Origin of the sequence: Kitasatospora sp. NPDC127067, from assembly GCF_042724755.1 — a bacterium.
Taxonomy (GTDB): Bacteria; Actinomycetota; Actinomycetes; order Streptomycetales; family Streptomycetaceae; genus Kitasatospora; species Kitasatospora lactacystinica.
The window spans coordinates 39,259-60,336 of record NZ_JBHXEM010000010.1 but is presented as its reverse complement, the minus strand read 5'-3'; the positions used below and the strand labels follow the sequence as shown (position 1 = coordinate 60,336).

At 75.1% G+C, this 21,078-nt stretch carries 18 protein-coding genes; 10 read left to right on the top strand and 8 right to left on the bottom strand.

Translation table 11 applies throughout. The features are described from left to right. Nucleotides 1-70: 70 nt before the first annotated feature. Nucleotides 71-421 carry an MGMT family protein gene (locus ACFWJ4_RS06590; protein WP_380350175.1) on the bottom strand — a complete coding sequence of 117 codons (351 nt, stop codon included), beginning with the start codon at nucleotides 419-421 and terminating at the stop codon, nucleotides 71-73. Nucleotides 422-556: 135 nt separating this feature from the next. Here ACFWJ4_RS06590 and ACFWJ4_RS06585 point away from each other — a divergent pair, with 135 nt between their 5' ends. Beyond that, nucleotides 557-3,334 carry a flippase-like domain-containing protein gene (locus ACFWJ4_RS06585; RefSeq protein ID WP_380539956.1) on the top strand — a complete coding sequence of 926 codons (2,778 nt, stop codon included), beginning with the start codon at nucleotides 557-559 and terminating at the stop codon, nucleotides 3,332-3,334. 91 nt (nucleotides 3,335-3,425) lie between these two features. On the opposite strand, the gene moeZ is transcribed toward ACFWJ4_RS06585, so the two are convergent. The 5 genes from moeZ to ACFWJ4_RS06560 all read right to left on the bottom strand — a co-directional run bounded on the left by moeZ (nucleotide 3,426) and on the right by ACFWJ4_RS06560 (nucleotide 10,121). After that, nucleotides 3,426-4,604 carry an adenylyltransferase/sulfurtransferase MoeZ gene (moeZ, locus tag ACFWJ4_RS06580; RefSeq protein ID WP_359903497.1) on the bottom strand — a complete coding sequence of 393 codons (1,179 nt, stop codon included), beginning with the start codon at nucleotides 4,602-4,604 and terminating at the stop codon, nucleotides 3,426-3,428. A gap of 228 nt (nucleotides 4,605-4,832) precedes the next feature. Beyond that, nucleotides 4,833-5,822 (bottom strand): NAD-dependent epimerase/dehydratase family protein, encoded by a 990-nt coding sequence (locus ACFWJ4_RS06575; protein ID WP_380539953.1) that lies wholly within the window; start codon nucleotides 5,820-5,822, stop codon nucleotides 4,833-4,835. 136 nt (nucleotides 5,823-5,958) lie between these two features. Beyond that, nucleotides 5,959-7,062, bottom strand: coding sequence for a hypothetical protein (locus tag ACFWJ4_RS06570; protein WP_380539951.1), 1,104 nt, complete (start codon nucleotides 7,060-7,062; stop codon nucleotides 5,959-5,961). After that, nucleotides 7,062-8,693, bottom strand: coding sequence for a DUF3492 domain-containing protein (locus ACFWJ4_RS06565; protein WP_380539948.1), 1,632 nt, complete (start codon nucleotides 8,691-8,693; stop codon nucleotides 7,062-7,064). Before ACFWJ4_RS06565 ends, ACFWJ4_RS06570 begins: the two co-directional genes overlap by 1 nt. Before the next feature lie 525 nt (nucleotides 8,694-9,218). Then, nucleotides 9,219-10,121, bottom strand: a complete 903-nt coding sequence (locus ACFWJ4_RS06560; RefSeq protein WP_380539945.1) for an alpha/beta fold hydrolase — start codon at nucleotides 10,119-10,121, stop codon at nucleotides 9,219-9,221. 221 nt (nucleotides 10,122-10,342) lie between these two features. On the opposite strand from ACFWJ4_RS06560, the gene ACFWJ4_RS06555 reads away from it, so the two are divergent. The 3 genes from ACFWJ4_RS06555 to ACFWJ4_RS06545 all read left to right on the top strand — a co-directional run bounded on the left by ACFWJ4_RS06555 (nucleotide 10,343) and on the right by ACFWJ4_RS06545 (nucleotide 11,827). Next, nucleotides 10,343-11,005: a TetR/AcrR family transcriptional regulator gene (locus ACFWJ4_RS06555; RefSeq protein WP_380539942.1), complete on the top strand. Its 663-nt coding sequence runs from the start codon at nucleotides 10,343-10,345 to the stop codon at nucleotides 11,003-11,005. A gap of 131 nt (nucleotides 11,006-11,136) precedes the next feature. Next, nucleotides 11,137-11,364: a DUF3107 domain-containing protein gene (locus ACFWJ4_RS06550; protein ID WP_359903510.1), complete on the top strand. Its 228-nt coding sequence runs from the start codon at nucleotides 11,137-11,139 to the stop codon at nucleotides 11,362-11,364. 136 nt (nucleotides 11,365-11,500) lie between these two features. After that, the gene (locus ACFWJ4_RS06545) at nucleotides 11,501-11,827 is read left to right on the top strand and encodes a hypothetical protein (protein ID WP_380539939.1); all 327 of its coding nucleotides are present in this window, start codon (nucleotides 11,501-11,503) and stop codon (nucleotides 11,825-11,827) included. Nucleotides 11,828-11,855: 28 nt separating this feature from the next. On the opposite strand, the gene ACFWJ4_RS06540 is transcribed toward ACFWJ4_RS06545, so the two are convergent. After that, nucleotides 11,856-12,584, bottom strand: a complete 729-nt coding sequence (locus ACFWJ4_RS06540) for a ferritin-like fold-containing protein (protein WP_380539936.1) — start codon at nucleotides 12,582-12,584, stop codon at nucleotides 11,856-11,858. 689 nt (nucleotides 12,585-13,273) lie between these two features. On the opposite strand from ACFWJ4_RS06540, the gene ACFWJ4_RS06535 reads away from it, so the two are divergent. The 5 genes from ACFWJ4_RS06535 (at nucleotide 13,274) to ACFWJ4_RS06515 (ending at nucleotide 18,760) form a co-directional block, all read left to right on the top strand. Further along, the gene (locus ACFWJ4_RS06535; RefSeq protein ID WP_380539933.1) at nucleotides 13,274-15,289 is read left to right on the top strand and encodes a DEAD/DEAH box helicase; all 2,016 of its coding nucleotides are present in this window, start codon (nucleotides 13,274-13,276) and stop codon (nucleotides 15,287-15,289) included. Between the two features lie 172 nt (nucleotides 15,290-15,461). Then, the gene (locus ACFWJ4_RS06530) at nucleotides 15,462-16,337 is read left to right on the top strand and encodes an alpha/beta fold hydrolase (protein ID WP_380539930.1); all 876 of its coding nucleotides are present in this window, start codon (nucleotides 15,462-15,464) and stop codon (nucleotides 16,335-16,337) included. 408 nt (nucleotides 16,338-16,745) lie between these two features. Beyond that, a complete protein-coding gene (locus ACFWJ4_RS06525; protein WP_359903649.1) occupies nucleotides 16,746-16,904 on the top strand; it encodes a hypothetical protein in 159 nt (52 codons plus the stop codon). A 307-nt stretch (nucleotides 16,905-17,211) separates the two neighbouring features. Then, complete coding sequence (locus ACFWJ4_RS06520; protein WP_359903520.1) at nucleotides 17,212-17,850, top strand: DUF6758 family protein; 639 nt, start codon at nucleotides 17,212-17,214, stop codon at nucleotides 17,848-17,850. Between the two features lie 49 nt (nucleotides 17,851-17,899). Next, nucleotides 17,900-18,760: a PHP domain-containing protein gene (locus ACFWJ4_RS06515; RefSeq protein ID WP_380539927.1), complete on the top strand. Its 861-nt coding sequence runs from the start codon at nucleotides 17,900-17,902 to the stop codon at nucleotides 18,758-18,760. A gap of 90 nt (nucleotides 18,761-18,850) precedes the next feature. Here the strand turns inward: ACFWJ4_RS06515 and ACFWJ4_RS06510 are convergent, their stop codons facing one another. Then, nucleotides 18,851-19,492 carry a suppressor of fused domain protein gene (locus tag ACFWJ4_RS06510; RefSeq protein ID WP_380539924.1) on the bottom strand — a complete coding sequence of 214 codons (642 nt, stop codon included), beginning with the start codon at nucleotides 19,490-19,492 and terminating at the stop codon, nucleotides 18,851-18,853. A 453-nt stretch (nucleotides 19,493-19,945) separates the two neighbouring features. Between ACFWJ4_RS06510 and corA the strand changes: the two genes are divergently transcribed. Continuing rightward, nucleotides 19,946-21,067 carry a magnesium/cobalt transporter CorA gene (corA, locus tag ACFWJ4_RS06505; RefSeq protein WP_380539921.1) on the top strand — a complete coding sequence of 374 codons (1,122 nt, stop codon included), beginning with the start codon at nucleotides 19,946-19,948 and terminating at the stop codon, nucleotides 21,065-21,067. Nucleotides 21,068-21,078: the final 11 nt, after the last annotated feature.

Genomic DNA, 21,078 nt, shown 5'->3' with positions numbered 1-21,078 from the left:
CGAGCCTACGATCCTGCCCCGTCATTCCCGTCCGCGCGGCGGTTTCGGCACAATGCGACCCGGGCCGGGCCTACGCCTGCGCGCCGTCCCAGCGGGCCCGCTTCAGGTCGACCCGGGGCGGGTCGGCGAGTTCGCGCAGCGGGGTTCCCTCGTCGCCGTAGTGGGCGAGGGCGCGCTGCTCGTGCCCGGGCAGCAGGCGGCCGTCCGCGCGGATCACCCGCCACCAGGGCACCGAGCCGCCGTACAGTGCCATCACCCGGCCGACCTGCCGGGGGCCGCCCTGGCCGAGGTATTCGGCGACGTCGCCGTAGGTCATCACCCTGCCGGGTGGAATCCGCTCGGTCAGGTCGAGCACCAGTTCGGCGAACGGCGGCAGGGCGTCCGGAAGACCGTCGTGTGTTGCGTCCGTCACCTGCGGCATTCTTCCTTACAGGGGCGCGTCCGTGGCCCGGTGCGTACGATCCGCCGCGCCCGATCCGCCCCCTGTCCCGCACGGGACGCCGGGGCATGCCACCATCTTCCGGGGCGGTGAGTGGTGATACGAGGACAAGACCAGATGACCGGGACGGCTGACGTGGGCGTGGACAAGGACTCCGACGAGTCCGCCTCCGCCGTGCCGTCGACGCCCGGGAACGAGAGCGAAGGCCGGCCCGGACCGGGCCCGACGCCGGAAGTCTCCCTGATCAAGGACCGAACGATCAAGACCCCCGCACCCGCGAAGGCCCCCGAACAGCCCGGCCCTCCCGCGGCCGAGACCACCTCGGCCCCGGAGCCGGCGCTCCCGAAGGCCCCCGCCGTCCCGCCCGAGGACAGCCGGCCGCCGGACCACGAGCCGCCGGACCACGACCCGCTGGACGAGGCCCCGCACCTGGACGTCGACGAGCCGCTGCTCGCCGCCCGCGCGCACCGCCCGTCCGACCTGATCCGCTTCCTGGCCGGCGTCCTCGGGATAGTCGCCGTCTTCGTGCTGGCCGGCATCGCCACCGGGACCACCAGCGGCATCGAGCAGGACATCGCCTCCAACGCGCCGCACTTCTCCGCGGTGTTCTCCACCATCACCGGCCTGCTCTCCAGCGTCGCGGTGCTCGCCGTGCCGCTGGCCTTCGCCGTCGAACGGCTGATCAAACGCGACGGCCTGCGGGTCGCCGACGGCGTGCTCGCCTCGGTGCTGGCGTACGGCGTCTCGCTCGGCATCGACTGGTGGGTGGCCGAGGGCGCCTCCGAACACACCCGGGACGCGCTGACCAGGCTGCCCCTGGACAGCAACGGCACCCTCACCGACCCGGTGCACGGCTACCTCGCCCCGGTGATCGCCTACATGACCGCCGTCGGCATGTCGAGCAGACCCCGCTGGCGGGTCGCCCTGTGGGTGGTGGTGGTCTTCAGCGGGGTCACCGAGCTGCTCGGCGGCTACACCACCCCGCTGTCGCTGATGCTCACCGTGCTGATCGGCTGGTCCGTCGCCTACGGCACGCTGTACGCGATCGGCTCCCCCAACATCCGGCCCACCGGCCAGCACCTGATGATCGGCCTGCGCAAGGTCGGCTTCACCCCGGCCGGCGCCGTGCGCGCCCCCGACGCCCCCGGCGGCACCCGCCGCTACCACGTCACCCAGCAGGGCGGGCCCCCGCTGGACGTGCACATCATCGACCGCGAGCAGCAGGCCTCCGGCTTCTTCTACCGGGCCTGGCGGCGGCTGCGGCTGCGCTCGGTCGCGGTGCGCCGCAGCCCCCAGTCGCTGCGCCAGGCGCTGGAGCAGGAGGCCCTGATCGCGTACGCGGCGGCCGCCTCGGGCGCCCGCGCGCCGCAGCTGGTCGCCACCTCCGAGCTCGGCCCGGACGCCGCGATCCTGGTGTACGAGAACGTCGAGGGCCGCACCCTGGACGAGCTGGCCGACGAGGAGGTCACCGACCCGGTGATGGCCTCGGTCTGGCAGTCGGTGGCCGCCCTGCACGAGCGCCGGATCGCCCACCGCCGGCTCACCGGCGAGTCGCTGCTGGTGGTGGACGAGCGCACCGGCTGCCTGGTCAACCTCTCCGGCGGCGACATCGCCGCCACCGACCTGACGCTGCGCATCGACGTCGCCCAGCTGCTCACCACCTTCGCGCTGCGGATCGGCCCGGAGCGCGCCGTCGCCACCGCCAACGCGGTGCTCGGCGCCGAGCGGGTCGCCCAGGCGCTGCCGCTGCTCCAGCCGGTCGGGATGAGCCGCTCCACCCGGGTCGACCTCGCCAAGCTCACCAAGGAGCGCAAGACCGCCGCCCGGGCCAGGGCGCTGGAGCAGGTCGCGGCCGGCGAGCGCACCCAGCAGCAGGCCGAGGAGGACATCGCGGTGGCCGGCGAGGACCTGCTGAGCCGCATCCGCGGCCAGATCCTCCAGATCGCCCCCGAGGCCCCGATGGCCCCGGTCAAGCTGGAACGGCTGAAGCCGAAGAGCCTGATCATGGTGATCGCGCTGACCTTCGCCGCCTACCTGGCCCTGACCACCATCAAGCCGGCCCAGCTGAAGCTCTCCCAGATGAACTGGGCGTGGGCCGCGGCCGCCCTGCTCGCCGCCGCCTTCAGCTACGTCGCCGCCGCGATGAGCCTGACCGGCTTCGTCCCCGAGCGGCTGCCGTTCCGGCGCACCGTCGCCGCCCAGCTGGCCGGCTCCTTCGTCAAGCTGGTCGCCCCCGCCGCGATCGGCGGCATCGCGCTCAACACCCGGTACCTGCAGCGGGCCGGCATCCGCTCGGGCCAGGCGGTGGCCTCGGTCGGCGCCTCCCAACTGGCGGGCCTGGCCGGGCACCTGCTGCTGCTGTTCAGCTTCGGCCTGATCACCGGCAGCCAGACCAACGGCGACCTCTCCGCCTCCCGCGCGGTGATCATCGGCGTGCTGAGCGCCGCCGTGCTCGCCCTGGTGGTGGCCGCCGTCGCGCCGCTGCGCCGGTTCGTGCTGGGCCGGCTGCGCTCGCTGTTCTTCGGCGTGGTGCCGCGGATGCTCGACCTGATGCAGACGCCCAGCAAGCTGGTCACCGGCTTCGGCGGCATCCTGCTGCTGACCCTCTCCTTCACCGCCTGCCTGGACTTCTCGGTGCAGGCCTTCGGTGGCGACGTCAGCTTCTCGGCCGTCGCGGTGGTCTTCCTGACCGCCAACGCGGCCGGCTCGGCGATCCCCACCCCCGGCGGCATCGGCCCGGTCGAGGTCGCCCTGATCGGCGCCCTGACCGTCGCCGACGTCTCCCCCACGATCGCCACCCCGGCGGTCTTCCTCTACCGGGCGCTCACCTTCTGGCTGCCGGTGCTGCCGGGCTGGATCGCCTACAACGTGCTCCAGCGCAAGAAGGCGCTCTGAGCCGCCCCGGGCGCCGCCGACCTCCCCGCGCGCACCGGAGCACGGAAAAGGGCCCGCCGGACGGCGGGCCCTTCCACGGTGGGGGCGTCGGTCAGTAGACCGGCTTGTGCGGCTCGATCTGGTTCACCCAGCCGAGCACGCCGCCGCCCAGGTGCACGGCGTTGCCGAAGCCGGCGGCCTTCACCACGGCCAGCACCTCGGCCGAGCGCACGCCCGACTTGCAGTGCAGCACGATCTTCCTGTCCTGCGGCAGCTTCTCCAGCGCGTCGCCCATCAGGAACTCGTTCTTCGGGATCAGCACCGCGCCGGGGATGTTGACGATCTCGTACTCGCCGGGCTCGCGGACGTCGATGAGGTAGATGTCCTCCTTGTCGTCCTGCCACTGCTTGAGCTGCTGCGAGGTGATGGTCGAACCGGCGGCGGCGGCCTGCGCCTCCTCCGACACGACGCCGCAGAAGGCCTCGTAGTCGATCAGCTCGGTGACCGTCGGGTTCTCGCCGCAGACGGCGCAGTTCGGGTCCTTGCGGACCTTCACCTGGCGGTAGTTCATCTCCAGGGCGTCGTAGATCACCAGCCGGCCGACCAGCGGGTCGCCGATGCCGGCGAGCAGCTTGATCGCCTCGTTGACCTGGATCGAGCCGATGGACGCGCACAGCACGCCCAGCACGCCGCCCTCGGCGCAGGAGGGGACCATGCCCGCCGGCGGGGCCTCCGGGTAGAGGCAGCGGTAGCAGGGGCCGTGCTCGGCCCAGAACACGCTGGCCTGGCCGTCGAAGCGGTAGATCGAGCCCCACACGTACGGCTTGCCGAGCAGCACCGCGGCGTCGTTCACCAGGTAGCGGGTGGCGAAGTTGTCGGTGCCGTCCACGATCAGGTCGTAGCCGGAGAAGATCTCCATGACGTTGGAGTTGTCGAGGCGCTCCTCGTGCAGCACCACGTCGACGTACGGGTTGATCTCCTTGACCGAGTCGCGGGCCGACTCCGCCTTGGACCGGCCGACGTCCGACTGACCGTGGATCACCTGGCGCTGCAGGTTCGACTCGTCGACCACGTCGAACTCGACGATGCCCAGCGTGCCGACACCGGCGGCGGCCAGGTACAGCAGGGCCGGCGAGCCGAGGCCGCCGGCGCCGACGCACAGCACCTTGGCGTTCTTCAGCCGCTTCTGCCCCGCCATGCCCACGTCCGGGATGATCAGGTGGCGGGAGTACCGGCGGACCTCGTCAACGGTGAGCTCGGCGGCCGGCTCGACCAGGGGTGGCAACGACACGGGGACTCCGATGGGTCTTGTTCGGGTGGCCAGGGCCAACCGCGCTGCGGGTTGCTGCTCCGCCACTCGGGTGGCTGTCTAGGCCAACAGTGTCACGCCCCCTCGCTATTCCGAGACAGCCCGTCCGATGGGCGAGACGGGCGGCACCGGATCGTGGAACCGGCGGCGGGGCCCCGGAAAAGCGCCCCGAGCCCGTGGTTGACGGGCCCGGGGCACCGCGCGGCACGCTCACACCCGGCAGGCCGTCTCCAGCCACACGTCGCCCAGCGACTCCTCCAGCGGCACCTGCGTCCGCCATCCGAGACGGTCCCGGGCGGTGCGCACGTCCGCCTGCCGCCACGGCACCGGCTCGCCCGGCACCGCCCGGCCCTCCGGCCGGTGCCCCTCCGGCCGGTGCCCCGGCAGGTGGTGGCCGGGCAGGTGGTCGCCGCCCGCCCCGGCGGCCTGCGCGGGCAGCAGGACCTGCCGGTTCTCCTCGACGATCTGCCCCTCGAAGCCGGAGGCCCGCACCAGCAGCTGGGCCGCGTCCCGGGCCCGCACGGCGTGCCCGCTGCCGATGTTGATCACGCCGGTGGCGGCCGACACCGCGGCCGCCCGGACGGCCCGCGCGACGTCCCGCACGTCCACGAAATCCCGGTATCCGGACAGGTCCGGCATCCGCACCTGGTGCTCGTCCCGCTCCAGCGCCCGCCGCAGGCCCTCGGCCAGCCGCCCGAACAGCGAGGCGGTCGGCGCCCCCGGGCCCACCACGTCGAACACCCGCAGCACCGCCGCGTCCAGCCCGGAGGCCAGCACCAGCTCCGTCCCGGCCAGCTTGGACACCCCGTACGGGCCGACCGGCCGTGGCTCGGCCTGCTCGGACACCGGCACCCCGCCGGGCACCGGCCCGTACTCGGCGGCCGAGCCGACGTGCACCAGCCGGGCCGGCTCCCGGCTTCGCCGGATGGCCTCGCAGACGGTCGCGACGGCCAGCGTGTTCGACCGGATCAGGGTGCGCGAGCTGCCGTAGGTGGCGCCCGCGCAGTTGATCACCACCTGCGGCGCGACCGCGTCCAGGAACCGGGCCAGCGCGCCCGGGCTCCCCGTGGTCAGGTCGAAGCGGATGTCGGCCGAGTCGCGCCGGCCGAGCACCGTCACCTGCAACTCCTGGTCCATCAGCAGACGATCGGTGACCCGGCGGCCGATGAAGCCGTCGGCGCCCAGCAGCAGCACCCTCATCGGGGGTGTCCTTCCACGAAGCCAGTTCGGGACGACCTGGCGGACTGAGTTCAACGAACGGGACGAGAGCGGGGATCACGCGGCGGATCCCCGCGGTGGAGCGACGGAGCGGGTGGACGGTGTCGGCGGACGGCGCTCAGCGGTGCGAGCCGGCCCGGCCGAGCACCGCCCCGGCGTACGCCAGCAGCGCCGCCGCGACGGGGCCGCCGCCGAGCAGCCAGGCCTCCGGGGCGGAGCGCCCCAGGGCGAGCGGCCCGAGCACCGCGGCGGCCCCGGCCGACGCCGCCGCCGCGGCGGCGGCCGTCCGGCCGCACCGCGCCAGCAGCACCGGCAGCACCAGCAGCAGGCCCAGCACGCCCTGCGCCGCCCACTGGGCGGGGCCGGCCCGCTCGACCGCCAGGTGCAGCGGCCCGCCGCCGTGGCCCGGCCCGGGGCGCGGCGCGACGACCGCCAGCACGGCCAGCGCGGCGAAGCTCAGCACCCCGAGCACCGCCAAGTGCAGGGCCAGCGCGACCGGGAGCACCGGCCGCATCCGGGCCCGGAACTCGGCCAGGGTGCCCGCCGTGCCCAGGTGGCCGCGGCCGACCTGCCGGTACCAGCGGGCCGTCCGCTCGGCCGCCCCGGCCGAGACCGCCGCCGCCAGCACCAGCGCGACGGCCCGCGGACGGTCCCCGCCCGGTACGGCCGAGGGGAGCAGCAGCAGCGCGGCCAGGCCCAGCCCGTGGCCCAGCGCCGCCGGGCGCAGCCGGGATCCCGGGAGCGGCCGGGGCGCCGGTGCCCCGGCCGGCCCCGGCCCCAGGGCGTCCGGCGGGCGGACGGGTCCGGCGCACGGCGAGCCGGGATCGGCCGGGGGCGGCGCGGTCAGCGCGGGCAGCAGCACCAGCGGGACGGCGGCGGACAGCAGCACCGGCCAGCGCGGCCCGAGCGCGGCCACCCCCGCGCAGGGCAGCGCGGCCAGCGCGGCGGCGGTCAGCGCGGCCCGGGCGGCGGCTCCGCCCGACCGCCGCTCCACCGGCCGGGGCGCCGACGGGCGGCGGGGCACCCGGGCGTACAGCTCCTCGGCCAGCGAGAAGAGGTCGGCGTGCCGGCAGCGGGCGGCGGCGTCCGGGCCGAGCCCGGCCTCCTCCAGCCCGGCGGCGATCTCCAGCGGGTCGACGGCGCGCTCGCACAGCCCGCGGTGCTCCGCCATCACCTCGCGCACCGGGTCCGCGCTGCCGCCGAGCAGGGTCCCGCCCGGCATCAGCGGGCCTCCGCGAGTTCGGCCCGCCGCCCGGCCGGCTCCCGCACCCCGTCCGGGTTCGCGTTCCCCTCCTCCGGGGTGCCGCCCCCGCGCGGGCCGTCGGCCAGCCAGTACTCGGCGGGACGGGCGAACGGGCGCGGCGCGGGCCCGCCCTCTCCGCCGCCCCCGCCGCCGGGGAAGGCCGGGTACTGCGAGACCAGCTCCAGGTAGATCTCCCGGAACGCGCCGATCACCGGCTCCACGGCGAAGCGTTCCTGCGCCCGCAGCCGCCCGGCCAGCCCGAGCCGGCCCCGCCGCTCCTCGTCGCGCAGCAGCGCCAGGCAGGCGCCGGCCAGGGCGCGCGGATCGCGGGCGGGCACCAGCAGCCCGGTCGGCCCGACCACCTCGCGGGCCACCCCGACATCGGTGGAGACCACCGCCCGGCCGCTGAGCATCGCGTCCGCGAGCAGCCGGGGGCTGCGCTGGGAGAGCCCCGAGAAGACCGTCACCGTGCCCGACTCCCAGGCCCCGGCGAGGGAGCCGGGCCGCCCGGCGAAGTCCACCGCCGGGGCCACTCCCAGCCGTTCGGCCACCGCCGCGCAGTGCGCCCGGTAGCCGGGCGCCGCCTCCTCGCCGTACACCACCAGCCGGGCGCCGGGCAGTTCGGCGCGGACCCGGGCGAGGGCGTGCAGCGCGAGTTCGAGGTCCCGGCCCGGCTCCAGCGCGCCCGTCCACACCAGGGTCGGCGCCGCGGGCTCCGGCCCGGCGGCCGGGCGGTCCACCGCCGGCGTGCCCTCGTACACCACCCGGGTGCGCGCCGGGTCGGCCCCGCAGCGGCGCTGCCACTGCTGGTCGTGGGCACTGCCGGGGGTGAGTATCGCGGCCTGCCGGTAGGTCTCCCCGGTGAGCGCCCGGAAGAAGGACAGCAGCAGGGCGCGGACCGGCCACCGGTACGGCGCCTCGCGGTAGCCGAGGTACTGCTCGCGCAGGTGCAGGCCGTGCTCGGTGACCACGAACGGCACCCCGTGCAGGTGCCGGGCCACCAGGGCGGGCAGCGCGGCCGGACCGCCGCCGACCACGTGGCACAGGTCGGCCGCGCCGAGGCCGCCGGGGCCGGTGCCGTACCAGGGCGCGGACAGCGGGCGCAGGCACTGCTCCAGCAGGTCCGCCGCGACCAGCACGTCGCACACCAGCGGCTGCCCGGCCGAGGTGTCCGCGCCGGGCAGCCGCCAGGTCCGCTCCAGCAGCCGGCGGGCGTGCGCGGAGGCCAGGAAGGCGGGCAGCGTGCCGTCCTCCCGGGCGAGCGCCGCCAGCCGGTACAGCCCGGGCCCGAAGCCGGCTCTCTCCGCGGGCAGCACCAGGGCCCGCACCAGTTGTTCGTACGCCCCGGCGTACCGGCGTCTGCGCACCGCGCCCGGCGCCCGGCCGCCCGGCCGGCGCCCCCACAGCGCCAGCTCGTGCGGGCCGCGCAGGACGGCCGGCAGCCGCTCCGCGGTGTCCGGGGCCCGCCGGACCGGCCCCGGCCGCGGGCCGGTCAGCAGGTACAGCTCGAACCCGTGCTCCGGCAGGCCCTCGGCCAGCCGCTCGCACCAGCCCCCGGCACCACGCCGGGAATGCGGACGGACACCCTCGGTGAGCAGGGCAACGCGCACGGGAGACCTCCAGGGCAGAGCGGATTCGCTGGGCGGGATCACGGACGGATCGACGGATTTCCGGGCGGCCCGGGCGGTCGCCCGGGGCGCCCCCGCACGACGGCGGGAACGGTCGGGGAAGGGAGGTCCGGTCGGCCCGGGTCGGCGCCGCGGTGCCTCCGTGCGGCCCGCCGGCGGCCCGGTCGCGGCCGCGCCGCGTTCCGTTCCCCCGGGCTCCCGCCCGCTTCGGCGGTCGGGCCCGGCCCGCCGGAACCCCTCGGCCGCGGCCGCCCTCCGGTTCCTCCGGCGGCCGCGACTCCCCCACACCTGTTCGGTCCGACAGCAGAAAGGTAGGACCGGCCCTGGCCGATCCATCGGTCACATGCCTGCCTGCCACCTGATCGAGTGAACCGCCGTGACCTCGACCCGATCCGGGCCGTTACCGGGCGGTATGCGCGGCCGCCCGCGCGGCCCCGCCCGGGCGCGCGATCGGCCCGCCGCGGCGCGCGCCCCACCCGCGCCGTGCGCTCGGCCGGTGACGTGCGCTCAGCCGGTGGTGTGCGCGATCAGCTCCCGTACCGCCCGGGCGACCTCGTCGGGGTGCTCCATCATCGCCACGTGCCCGGATTCCGGCAGCACCAGCAGCCGGGCGTCCGTGAAGGCCGCGCAGGCGCGGCGGGCCGAGCGGTAGGAGACCAGCTTGTCGCGCAGCCCGTACACCAGCAGCACCGGCGCCCCGACCCGCTCCGCCTGCCGCCACAGCGCCTGGTCGCCGCGCTCGGTGTACGCCGAGACGATGCCGCGGGCCGAGCCGACCAGCGCCTGCATCGCGTGCGGCACCTCCAGCCGGCGCCGGTACTCGGCGACCGCCTGGGCCCGGGTCTCCGGGCTCAGGCTCTCCGGAGCGCCGTAGACCAGCCGCAGCAGGTCCTCGGTGGCCGCCTCCGCGTCGCGCCCGCCCGCGGACAGCCGGCGCAGCACCGCGGGCACGCCGGGCACCGCGAGCAGACCGGTCGGCCAGGCGGAGCGCTGCGGGGGCAGCTCGGGCAGCGCCGGGGAGACCAGGGTGAGGCTGCGCACCAGGTCCGGGCGCACGGCCGCCAGCCGGACGGCGACCGCGCCGCCCAGCGAGTTGCCGAACAGGTGGACCGGGCCGCGGCCGGAGGCCTCCAGGTAGCCGATCACCGCGCGGACGTGGCCGGAGACGGTGAGGTTGCCGTCGGTGGGCGGGTGGGAGCGGCCGAAGCCGGGCAGGTCCACGGCCTCGCCGTCGACGTGCCCGGAGAGCCGGCCCATCAGGGCCTCCCAGTTGGCGGCCGAGCCGCCGAGGCCGTGCACGAAGAGCCCGGGCTCGCGCCCGTCGGCGACGCCGTCGGCGGCGGGCCGGTGCACCGCGAGCACCGCGCCGGGGACCTCGACCGTACGTACCTGCTGCTCAGCGCTGCTCATGGTGGACGATGGTAGTGAGCCCCGCCCCGGAAGCGCCGGGGTGGTCGGGCCGTGGGCCGCCTCCGTCCCACCACTGCCGAGGCCGAGGTCAGCGCCGTATTGTGGGCTCCTGACAACCAGGCCGATCGTCTTTTCTCGCCTTCGCCGAACGCGGGCGCGGTTACCGAAAAGTAGAATCGGCCATCCTGCAGCAGCGAACAGACCCCGAAGTGAGGAGCGCCGTGACGGCCATCCAGGAGGCGCAGGAGCGCCCGCGCGGTGCCCGCCTGCCGCGAAGCGCCCGCCGTGAACAACTGCTCGGTGCCGCCCAGGAGGTGTTCGTCGCGCAGGGCTACCACGCGGCCGCCATGGACGACATCGCCGACCGCGCCGGGGTGAGCAAGCCGGTGCTCTACCAGCACTTCCCCGGGAAGCTGGAGCTCTACCTGGCGCTGCTGGACAAGCACTGCGACGCCCTGGTCGAGTCGACCCGCGAGGCGCTGTCGGCGACCAACGACAACAAGCAGCGGGTGGCCAACACCATGGAGGCGTACTTCAACTACGTCTCCAGCGAGTCCGGCGCCTTCCGGCTGGTCTTCGAGTCGGACCTGACCAACGAGCCGGCCGTGCGCGAGCGCGTCGAGCGGGCCTCCGAGGCGAGCGCGACGCTGGTCAGCAAGGTGATCCAGGAGGACACCGACCTGCCCGAGGCGGAGTCCAAGCTGCTCGCCGCCGGGGTCTGCGGCCTGGCCCAGATCACCGCCCGGTACTGGCTCTCGCAGGGCCTGGAGATCCCCCGCGACGAGGCGGTGCGGCTGGTCGCCAGCCTGTCCTGGCGCGGCCTGAAGGGCTTCCCGATGCACCCGGGCGACCAGTCCGGCGAGGGTGCCGCCCACCAGGGCTGATCCACCGACCTTCGTCGGGCCGGGGATCCGGTGCTCTATGGTGAAGCCGTACGGCACGGTCGCCGCGAACGCTTGTCCCAGGCGGTCCGGTGCCCGTGCGTGGAGGCTGCAACCCCGGAGGGACGGAAGCCGTGGAGGTCAAGATCGGCGTGCAGAACGCGCCTCGCGAGATCGTGATCGAGAGCTCGCAGACTGCCGATGAGGTCCAGAGCGCGGTCGCGAAGGCACTGGAGGGCTCGGAGAAGATCTTCGCGCTGTCCGACGAGCACGGCCGTCGCATCATCGTCCCGGCCGAGCGCCTGGCGTACGTGGAGATCGGCGAGTCGGCCTCCCGCAAGGTCGGCTTCGGCACCGCCTGAGGCGTCGCCGCACAGGATCGTCCGGTGCCCCGTTCCCGCGAGGGAGCGGGGCACCGTCGCGTGTACGACCGGGTGGGGCGGGGTACGGCGAGGGTGCGGCGCCGGTGCCGCACGCCCGTTCCCCCGGGAGGCAGCCTTGCTGGTCGAGTCGATCGCCTTCGCCCTCGTCGGCCTGGTCACGGGCGGCGCCGCCCTGCTGGCCCTGCCCGCGTACTTCCGCGCCGCCCGGGCCCTGACACTGGGCACCGCGCTGGCGGCGGCGCTGGTCGGCGGGGTGGTCGCGCACTTCGGCGTGGACGGGCGCCAGCCCGCGGTGTCCGTCGCGGCCGCGGCGGTGGCCGCGGGCGTGCTCACCTCGCTGCTGGCCCGGCCGGATCTCGCCGCCGGGCGCGCCCGGGCGCACCGGCACCACCCGCACCGGCCCGGCGCCCACCGCGCGTCGCGGCGGCACCGGGCGGCCTGAGGAACCCCGCCGGCGGCTCCACGACCTCCTAGGAGGCCAGGCCGAGGGCGGCCATCCGCTTGGTGTGCGCCTCGGTGATCCGGTTGAACATCTTGCTGACCTCGACCAAGTCGAAGCCCTGCACCTGCACGCCGCCGACCAGCAGGTTGGACAGCGCGTCGCGCTCGGCGACGACCCGCTGGGCCTGGCTGAGCGCCTCGCCCATCAGCCGCCGGCCCCACAGGGCGAGCCGGCCGCCGGCCCGCGGGTCGGCCTCGATGGCCTGGCGGACCTTGTCCACGGCGAACTGGGCGTGGCCGGTGTCGGACATCACGCTCAGCACCAGGTCACGGGTGTCGTCGTCCAGCCGGACGGCCACCTCGCGGTAGAAGTCGGTCGCGATGGCGTCGCCGACGTAGGCCTTGACCAGGCCCTCCAGCCAGTCCGAGGGCGCCGTCATCCGGTGGAACAGCTCCAGCGGCTCGACGAAGGGCCGCATCGCTTCCTGCGGGTCGGCGCCGACCTCGGCCAGCCGGTCGTGCAGCCGCTGGTAGTGCTGGAACTCGGCGGAGGCCATCCGGGCGAGCGCCGCCTTGTCGGCGAGGTCGGGCGCCAGCTTGGCGTCCTCGGCGAGCCGCTCGAAGGCGCTGAGCTCGCCGTACGCGAGCGCGCCGAGCAGGTCCAGCACCGCCGCCCGGTAGCCGGGGTCGGCCGAGCACGCGGCCCAGTCCCCGATCGAGCCGGCCGCCGCGTCCTGCGTCTCACCATGGGTCTCCATGACCCGCAACTTTAGTCCCGCCCCGCCGCCCCGTGCCCGGGCACGCCCGGTGACCGGCCGGACCTGCCGCTCCGGTGGCAGTTGCCGGGGGCAATGTCAGACGCGTCACGTGTTCGAGTCGTCGCCTGACTGTATGGTGGTACGGAGCCCGTCGTGTTCGCATGGTGTCACCGCCGTCTCGGTACCCCGCGCGAACCCTCCGTAGTGGCACCGTCCAGCCGGACGTGTCCGCACCGGAGGCACGGGTACTCACGTACGCGGATGCCCGGTCGGAGAGCCGATCGGCTCCGACCATGGCTTGGACTTCAAGCCTTGGCACCGCATCAGTGGCCGAGCGAGGGCCGCCGAGACCACGCCCCGAGGCGGAGGTCCCGCGCAGGTCCCTCACGGGAATCCTCCCCGACGCCGCCGGCGACGCGCCCCGCACCAGGGCAGCGCGCACCGGCCGGCCGCAGGGACCGGCGCGGTTGTGCGTCCGCGCAGCTGTATCAGGGCCGCCCAGGCCCGTAGGCAGCCGCGCGGCTGCCCGCCCGCCGCTCGCTCTCGGCCCTTTCGAAAACGGAAGAGGCAGCACCCTGTCCACCACCGCTGAACCCATCAAGACGACGTTCCGGGAACTGGGGATCCTCCCGGAGACCGCCGAGGCGCTCGAGTCCGTCGGCATCGTCCACCCCTTCCCCATCCAGGAGATGACCCTGCCGGTCGCGCTGACCGGCCACGACGTCATCGGCCAGGCCAAGACCGGCACCGGCAAGACCCTCGGCTTCGGCCTCCCGCTGATCGAGCGGGCCATCGTGCGCGCCGACGTGGACGCCGGCCGGGCCACCGAGGACCAGCTCTCCGACTTCCCGCAGGCGCTGATCGTCGTCCCGACCCGCGAGCTGTGCACCCAGGTCACCAACGACCTCCAGACCGCCGGCAAGGTGCGCAACGTGCGCGTCCTCGCCGTCTACGGCGGCCGGGCGTACGAGCCGCAGGTGGAGGCGCTCACCAAGGGCGTCGACATCGTGGTCGGCACCCCGGGCCGCCTGCTGGACCTGGCCGGGCAGAAGAAGCTCAACCTGTCCAAGGTCCGCGCGCTGGTCCTGGACGAGGCCGACGAGATGCTCGACCTCGGCTTCCTGCCGGACGTCGAGAAGATCATCACCATGCTGCCGGCCAAGCGGCAGACCCTGCTGTTCTCGGCCACCATGCCGGGCCAGGTCATCAACCTCGCCCGCCGGTACATGAGCCAGCCGACCCACATCCGGGCCGCCGCCCCGGACGACACCGGCGCGACCGTCGCCAACATCGAGCAGCACATCTTCCGTGCGCACTCGCTGGACAAGGTCGAGATGGTCTCGCGCATCCTGCAGGCCGACGGCCGCGGGCTGGCGATGATCTTCTGCCGCACCAAGCGCACCGCCGCCGACGTCTCCGACCAGCTGACCCAGCGCGGCTTCGCGGCCGGCGCGGTCCACGGCGACCTCGGCCAGGGCGCCCGCGAGCAGGCCCTGCGGGCCTTCCGCAACGGCAAGGTCGACGTGCTGGTCTGCACCGACGTCGCGGCCCGCGGCATCGACGTCGAGGGCGTCACCCACGTCATCAACTACCAGTGCCCCGAGGACGAGAAGACCTACCTGCACCGGATCGGCCGCACCGGCCGGGCCGGCGCCTCCGGCACCGCCGTCACCCTGGTCGACTGGGACGACATCCCGCGCTGGCAGCTGATCAACAAGGCGCTGGACCTGCCGTTCAACGACCCGGAGGAGACCTACTCCACCTCCGCGCACCTGTACGAGCTGCTGAAGATCGCGCCGGGCACCAAGGGCGTCCTGCCGCGCTCGGAGCGGACCCGCGCCGGGCTCAACGCGGAGGAGGTCGAGGACCTCGGCGAGACCGGTGGACGCGGCGCCCGCTCGGGCCGCGGCGGTCGCGGTGAGCGCGGTGACCGCAGTGAGCGCGGTGACCGTGGTGGACGCGGCGGCCAGGGCGGCTCCGGCCGTCCGGGCGCCGGCGCCGCCACGGCCGAGACCGAGGAGCAGCAGCCGCGCCGCACCCGCGAGCGCCGCCGCACCCGCCGGGGCACGGCGGTCGGCGCCGAGGGCGAGGCCGCTGCCGTCGTGACCGGTGCCGCCGTGGCGACCCCGGCCGTCGAGGGCGCCGAGGGCGAGGCCGCTCCGCGCCGTCGCCGTCGCCGCTCGCGCGGCGGTGCCGCCTCGGCCGAGGCCGCGGTGGCGGTCGAGTCGACCCCGGTCGCCGAGGCCGTCGTGGCCGTCGTGGCCGTCGTCGCCGAGGCCACCGCAGTGGTCGAGGCCGCCGCCGAGGCGGTCACCGAGGCCCCGGCCCCGGTGAAGAAGGCCACCCGCACCCGGACCCGCAAGCCGAAGGCGGAGACCACCGAGACGGCTCCGGCCGCCGAGGCCGTCGTCGCCGAGGCCACCGCGATCGTCGAGGCCCCCGCTCCGGTGAAGAAGGCGACCCGGGCCCGCAAGCCGAAGGCGGAGACCGCCGAGACGGCTCCGGCCGCCGAGGCCGACGCCACCGAGGCTCCGGCCCCGGCCAAGAAGGCCACCCGGGCCCGCAAGCCGAAGGCCGTCGCCGAGACCGCCCCGGCGGCCCCGGCCGCCGAGACCGCCGAGGCCGCCACCGAGGTCCCGGCCCCGCGCAAGCGCACCCGCGCCCGCAAGGTCGCCGCGCCGGTGGAGACCACCCCGGAGAGCTGACACCCCGTGTCTCCCCCGAGGGGGCGGGCCAGGCCACCCGGCCGGGCCCGCCCCCTCGGGCGTTCCACGCCGCGGTCCCGTCCCGCCTCCGCCTCAGGTCACTAGGCTCGGGGCGTCGGGGAGTCCCCGGCGGACCGGCGGGTCGCCGGCAGGACAGCAGGGAGAGCAGCCCATGAGCACGCCGCCGTTTCTGACGCTCCCCCGGTGCGCGCGAGCCGAGCGGGTGGTGACCGGGCGTGGGGAGTTCGCGGCGCTGCGGGCGGAGCCGACCGGGCCGGTGCGCGGCTCGGCGCTGCTGGTGCCGGGGTTCACCGGCAGCAAGGAGGACTTCATCGCGCTGCTGGAGCCGCTGGCGGCGGCCGGGTACCGGGTGACGGCCGTGGACCAGCGCGGGCAGTACGAGACCGGCGGCCCGGACGACCCGGCGGCGTACGGCGTCGGGGCGCTCGGCGCCGACGTACGGGCGCTGACCGGGGCGCTGACCGCCGACGGCACCCCCTTGCACCTGCTGGGGCACTCCTTCGGCGGCCAGGTGGTGCGCGAGGCGGTGCTCGCAGCGGCCGCCGAGGGCCCGCTGCCCTGGCGGTCGCTGACCCTGGTGTCCACCGGCCCGGGCGCGATCGATCCGGCCGAGGCGGCCCGCACCGAGCTGCTGCTGGACGCCCTGCGGGGCATGGACCTGGAGCAGATCTGGCAGGTCATGCGGCAGTTGGAGGCGGAGAGCGGGCAGCCGCGGCCGAGCCTGGAACCGGCCGTCGCGGAGTTCCTGCACCGGCGCTGGCTGGCCAACGTGCCGCGGGCGCTGTCCGTCACCGGCGGCCATCTGGTGGCCGCGCCGGACCGGGTGGCGGAGCTGGCCGCCGCCACCGCCGGGCTGCCGCTGCTGGTGCTGTCGGGCGTGCGGGACCACGCCTGGCCGGTCCCGGAGCAGACCGCGATGGCCGAGCGGCTGGGTGCCCGCCGGGTGGTGGTCGCGGACGCCGGCCACTCCCCCAACGCCGAGCGGCCGGCCGCCACGGCCGAGGCGCTGGCCGCTTTCTGGGGCTGACGCGGCCGGCGCCGACGCCCGCCGGACCGGTCCGGTTCCCCCGGTTCACCGAAAGTGGTCTGTACCACTTCTGCAACTTCGACCGGCTTCAACACAGGACAAAATTCGTTAGTTACGGTAATCTTTGATTCTGTCCGGGAATCATCGCCGGCCTCCGCTCGGCGCCAATCTCCCGAAACCTGGACTTTACGGACGGGCAACGGCCCGGTAGCACCGCCACGTCACCGTGGTTCACGAGGCACTGGACGCACCAGGCAAGCAAGGGGGCCCTTGCCGCAGCAGACCGCCGCACCCGCGACTACGACCCGCCCGGTCCGGTCTCACCGCCGGATCCGCAGGACCCCGAAAGGGCTGATACCGACTCAGCCGCGACCGCCCCGCCCCGCGGGGCCAGGAAAGGAGACGCCCATGACGAAGACCATGCGCTTCGAGATCGTCCGGCTCGACGACACCAACGGCTCCGCCGCCGACCGCCTGATCGCCGACGCCGCCACCGTGCGCGAGGTCGTCGACGCCGCCGCCCGCACCGGCGAGCGCCTGCTCATCCGCCCGTGCCCGACCGTCTGACCCGGCGCGGCGCCTCCGACCCGGAGCCCACACCCGCCGCCGACGACCCGGGAGCGTCCGATCCGGACGTTCCGATACCCGACTGACGCCCCGTCACCGCATTCGCCGATGACGGGGCGTCAGTGCGTTCGGGGTCGGAGCCGGAACGTTTGCCGCCGCCCGGGACGGGACATCCCCCAACGGGAACCGCCCGCGCCGCGCCCACCCGGTGCCGGTCCGGGCGTCCGCCACCGACAGGTGCCGCCGAGCCCTCCGTACGGGTGATCGTCCTTGACGCGGCGGTCCGGAGGGAGGAGCGTTGACGGCTATGAGGGGCGAGCCAAGCTGCCCGAGGTGCGCCGGTCGGGTCCGCGCCCCCGGTCTGTTCTCAGACACCTGGCAGTGCGACCGGCACGGAGCCGTGCACCCGATGCAGCCCGTGCTGCCCCCGAGTGTGGAGGCCCTCGGCGTCGCCGTCGCCCGCTCCCAGGTCCCGGTCTGGCTGCCCTGGCCGCTCCCGGTCGGCTGGCTCTACACCGGCATCGCCCACGTCGGTGACGACGTTTCGGGAGCCCGGGCCACCGCCGTCGCCTGCTCCGGACCGGCCCCGCTCGGCGGCTTCGGCGAGCTGGTGCTGATCGCCGAGGAGCTGGGCGTCGGCCTCGGTGCCCGCTACGCGGGCCTGCCCGGGCCGGACCCGGGCGACTCCGTCGGCCTCTACAAGCCCGCCGACGCCAAGCTGATGGCCGCCGGGCGGCCCACTCCGATGTTCCACGTCCCGGACGCCCCGGCCGACCGCGCGGTGTTCGCCGGCGAGGCCCGCGGGCTCTGGCTCTGGGCGGTCGCCTGGCCCGAGCAGTCCGCGCTGGTGATGTACGACGAGCTGGTGCTGACCGACCTTCGCGAGGCGGGCGCCGAACTGGACCTGCTGCCCTGCGGGGCGCTCTCCCCCCGGCTGCTCGGCTGACCGCTGGCCTATCCTGGGCGGCACCCACGAGCCCCCAGGAGCCCGACCCGTGCGCATCGACCTGCACGCCCACAGCAACGCCTCCGACGGCACCGACAGCCCGGCCGAGCTGGTCGCCGCGGCCGTCGCCGCGGACCTCGACGTGGTGGCGCTGACCGACCACGACACCGTGGCCGGCCACGCCGAGGCCGCCGCGGCGGTGCGCGCGCTGCCCGCCGGCAGCCGGCTGACCGTCGTCCCGGGCGCCGAGCTGTCCTGTGCCGTGGACGGCATCAGCATGCACCTGCTGGCGTACCTGTTCGACCCCGAGGAGCCGGAGTTCGCGCGCGAGCGGGACCTGGTGCGCACCGACCGGTTCCGGCGCGGGCGGGCGATCGTGGAGCGCTGCCGGGAGCTCGGCGCGGACATCAGCTGGGAGCAGGTGCGGCGGATCGCCGGGGCCGGCTCGGTCGGGCGGCCGCACATCGCCAGCGCGCTGGTCGAGGCGGGCGTGGTGGCCACCGTCTCGGACGCCTTCACCGCCGACTGGCTGGCCAACGGCGGGCGGGCGGACGTGCGCAAGCACGAGACCGACCCGGTCGCGGCGGTCCGGCTGGTCCGGGCGGCCGGCGGGGTACCGGTGTTCGCCCACCCGGGCGCGGTCAAGCGCGGCCGGACGGTCTCCGACCAGGTGATCGCCGACCTCGCGGCGGCCGGGCTGGCCGGGCTGGAGGTCGACCACACCGACCACGACGAGGACACCAGGGTCCGGCTGCGCGGCCTGGCCGGCGAGCTCGGCCTGCTGGTAACCGGCTCCAGCGACTACCACGGCACCCGCAAGACCGTCCGGCTCGGCGAACACACCACCGACCCCGAGGTGTACGGGGCACTGCTGGCGCAGGCCACCGGTGCCAAGCCGATCGGGCGCTGAACGGACGCGGGGGCGGGGGCGGGGGCGGGGGACTCGTGATCCCTCGCCCCGGGGTTCGACGCCGCCGCACCCCGTCCTATCGCGCGGCGGTCAGTCCAGCCGGACGCCGCGGCGGTTCGGGTCGCGCAGGTCGGCGCCCTGGTCGAGCCAGCGCTCCTGCAGCGCGGCCGCGCCGTGCACCCGCTTCCAGCCCGCCTCGTTGGGCGTCATCGGCAGCAGCGGCAGGAAGCGGACCGGATCGGCCGGCTCGGCCAGCTCCAGGTCCTCGACCAGGCCGCCCGGTTCGGCCGCGAGCACCGAGGTGAAGGGCGCGCCGTCCCAGAGCGGGGAGCCGAGGTCCAGCGAGCCGCCCGGGGCCACCACCAGGCCCTCGACCTGGGGGGTGGCGGCGAAGGTGGCCAGGGTGCGCAGCACGCTGTCGCGCCCGCCCCGGACGGTCAGCACCAGTTCGGCGCGCGGGCCGCGCACCTGGTCGGCGACCGGCGCGGTCGGGTCGGCCATCGGCGCGGCGGACATGCCGAGCGTGGCGTACCGCACGAGGTCCTCGGCGTCCGGGCCGAAGCGCAGCACCTCGATCCGGTCGGCACCGAGGAAGGTGACCGCGGCGCGGCCGCCCGGCTCGCCGAAGGTGGAGATCAGCCGGGCCTCGACGGCGGCCAGCACCGCCTCCCGGGAGAGCTCCGGGGAGGTGCCGCCGTGGGGGTCGCCGAAGAGCGGGAAGTCGTGCGCCATGCCGGTGAGCGTAACCCCCGGGGGTTCGCGGGCCGCGTGCGGGCGGGTGCGCGGGCGCTCGCGGCGGGGCCGCACAAGGATCCCGTAAAGCCTTCGGAAACCTCCGGGAAACCCCACGGCTTCGACGCCCGGTCAGATGTTAGGGTGAGCGACTGGCCACCGGGATCGTTTCGTCCCGGGGCGGCGGCGCGAAGGAGGTGGTTGCGGTGGATACCGGCCGACCATGCAGTACCGGCAGCTCTACCCGGCCCCGACTCCCCCGTACCCCGCGCCCCGCAGGCCCAACCGGCTGAATCAGCCGCGGTAGCCCCGGGCGCAGGCCCCACGGCGGACGGACCGGCCGGGAGAGCACTTTCATCCCCCGTTTCACCGGTGTTCTCCGCCGTCGTACCGCGGCCGAACGTTTTTCCTTCCGCGCCGCCGCGCGACGGTTCCTGCCTCTGGGAGCCTGCCATGTCGATGATCAACAGCCTGCGCGCCGCCGTCCGCACCAACCGCCGCCGCGGTGCGTCCGGCGTCTTCGACGTCCTGCCCGAGGACGCCGGTTCGGCGGTCGTGGACTGCGCGGTCTACCAGCACGGCAAGCGCAGGGGCGAGACGTGCAGCCCCCGCGAGGCCGCCCGCCGGGTCAAGGCCGCCCACCAACTCCCCGAGGGCGAGGGATCGTTCAGCTGGATCGGGCTGCACGAGCCGACCGAGGCCGAGTTCGAGGGGATCGCCCAGCGCTTCGGCCTGCACCCGCTCGCGGTCGAGGACGCGGTGCACGCGCACCAGCGCCCCAAGGTCGAGCGCTACGACAGCGTGCTGTTCGCCGTCTTCAAGACCATCCGCTACGTGGAGCACGACCAGCTCACGCCGACCAGCGAGGTGGTGGAGACCGGCGAGCTGATGGTCTTCGCCGGCCGGGACTTCGTCATCACCGTCCGGCACGGCGGCCACGGCTCGCTGCAGGAGCTGCGCCACCGGCTGGAGGCCGACGCGGACGAGACCGGGCTGCTCTCCAAGGGCCCGGCGGCGGTGCTGCACGCGATCGCCGACCACGTGGTGGACAACTACCTGCTGGTCGCCGAGCGGCTCCAGAACGACGTGGACGAGATCGAGTACGGCGTCTTCTCGGCCAAGGGCGGGCGCAGCGCCGATGTCGGCCGGGTCTACCAACTCAAGCGCGAGGTACTGGAGTTCAAGCGCGCCGTGGTGCCGCTGCTGCGCCCGATGCAGCAGCTTTCCGAGCCGCTCCAGCGGCTGGTCGACCCGGACATCCAGAAGTACTTCCGGGACGTCGCCGACCACCTGGCCCGGGTCGCCGAGCAGGTGCACGGCTTCGACGAGCTGCTGAACTCGCTGCTGCAGGCGAACCTGGCGCAGGTCTCGGTGGCGCAGAACGAGGACATGCGCAAGATCACCGCCTGGGCGGCGATCTTCGCGGTGCCCACCATGATCACCGGCGTGTACGGCATGAACTTCGATTACATGCCCGAGCTGCACCACGAGTACGGCTACCCGATGGTGCTCGGCGCGATCGCGCTGATCTGCGTCGGGATGTACCGGGGCTTCCGCCGCAACGGCTGGCTCTGACGACCGCGGCC

What these genes read in the sequence shown, in the direction of transcription:
- ACFWJ4_RS06590 (WP_380350175.1), bottom strand. Translation starts at nt 421, where the DNA reads ATGCCGCAGGTGACGGACGCAACACACGACGGTCTTCCGGACGCCCTG.
- ACFWJ4_RS06585 (WP_380539956.1), top strand. Translation starts at nt 557, where the DNA reads ATGACCGGGACGGCTGACGTGGGCGTGGACAAGGACTCCGACGAGTCC.
- ACFWJ4_RS06575 (WP_380539953.1), bottom strand. Translation starts at nt 5,822, where the DNA reads ATGAGGGTGCTGCTGCTGGGCGCCGACGGCTTCATCGGCCGCCGGGTC.
- ACFWJ4_RS06570 (WP_380539951.1), bottom strand. Translation starts at nt 7,062, where the DNA reads ATGCCGGGCGGGACCCTGCTCGGCGGCAGCGCGGACCCGGTGCGCGAG.
- ACFWJ4_RS06560 (WP_380539945.1), bottom strand. Translation starts at nt 10,121, where the DNA reads ATGAGCAGCGCTGAGCAGCAGGTACGTACGGTCGAGGTCCCCGGCGCG.
- ACFWJ4_RS06540 (WP_380539936.1), bottom strand. Translation starts at nt 12,584, where the DNA reads ATGGAGACCCATGGTGAGACGCAGGACGCGGCGGCCGGCTCGATCGGG.
- ACFWJ4_RS06535 (WP_380539933.1), top strand. Translation starts at nt 13,274, where the DNA reads ATGACCCTGCCGGTCGCGCTGACCGGCCACGACGTCATCGGCCAGGCC.
- ACFWJ4_RS06530 (WP_380539930.1), top strand. Translation starts at nt 15,462, where the DNA reads ATGAGCACGCCGCCGTTTCTGACGCTCCCCCGGTGCGCGCGAGCCGAG.
- ACFWJ4_RS06525 (WP_359903649.1), top strand. Translation starts at nt 16,746, where the DNA reads ATGACGAAGACCATGCGCTTCGAGATCGTCCGGCTCGACGACACCAAC.
- ACFWJ4_RS06520 (WP_359903520.1), top strand. Translation starts at nt 17,212, where the DNA reads ATGAGGGGCGAGCCAAGCTGCCCGAGGTGCGCCGGTCGGGTCCGCGCC.
- ACFWJ4_RS06510 (WP_380539924.1), bottom strand. Translation starts at nt 19,492, where the DNA reads ATGGCGCACGACTTCCCGCTCTTCGGCGACCCCCACGGCGGCACCTCC.
- corA (WP_380539921.1), top strand. Translation starts at nt 19,946, where the DNA reads ATGTCGATGATCAACAGCCTGCGCGCCGCCGTCCGCACCAACCGCCGC.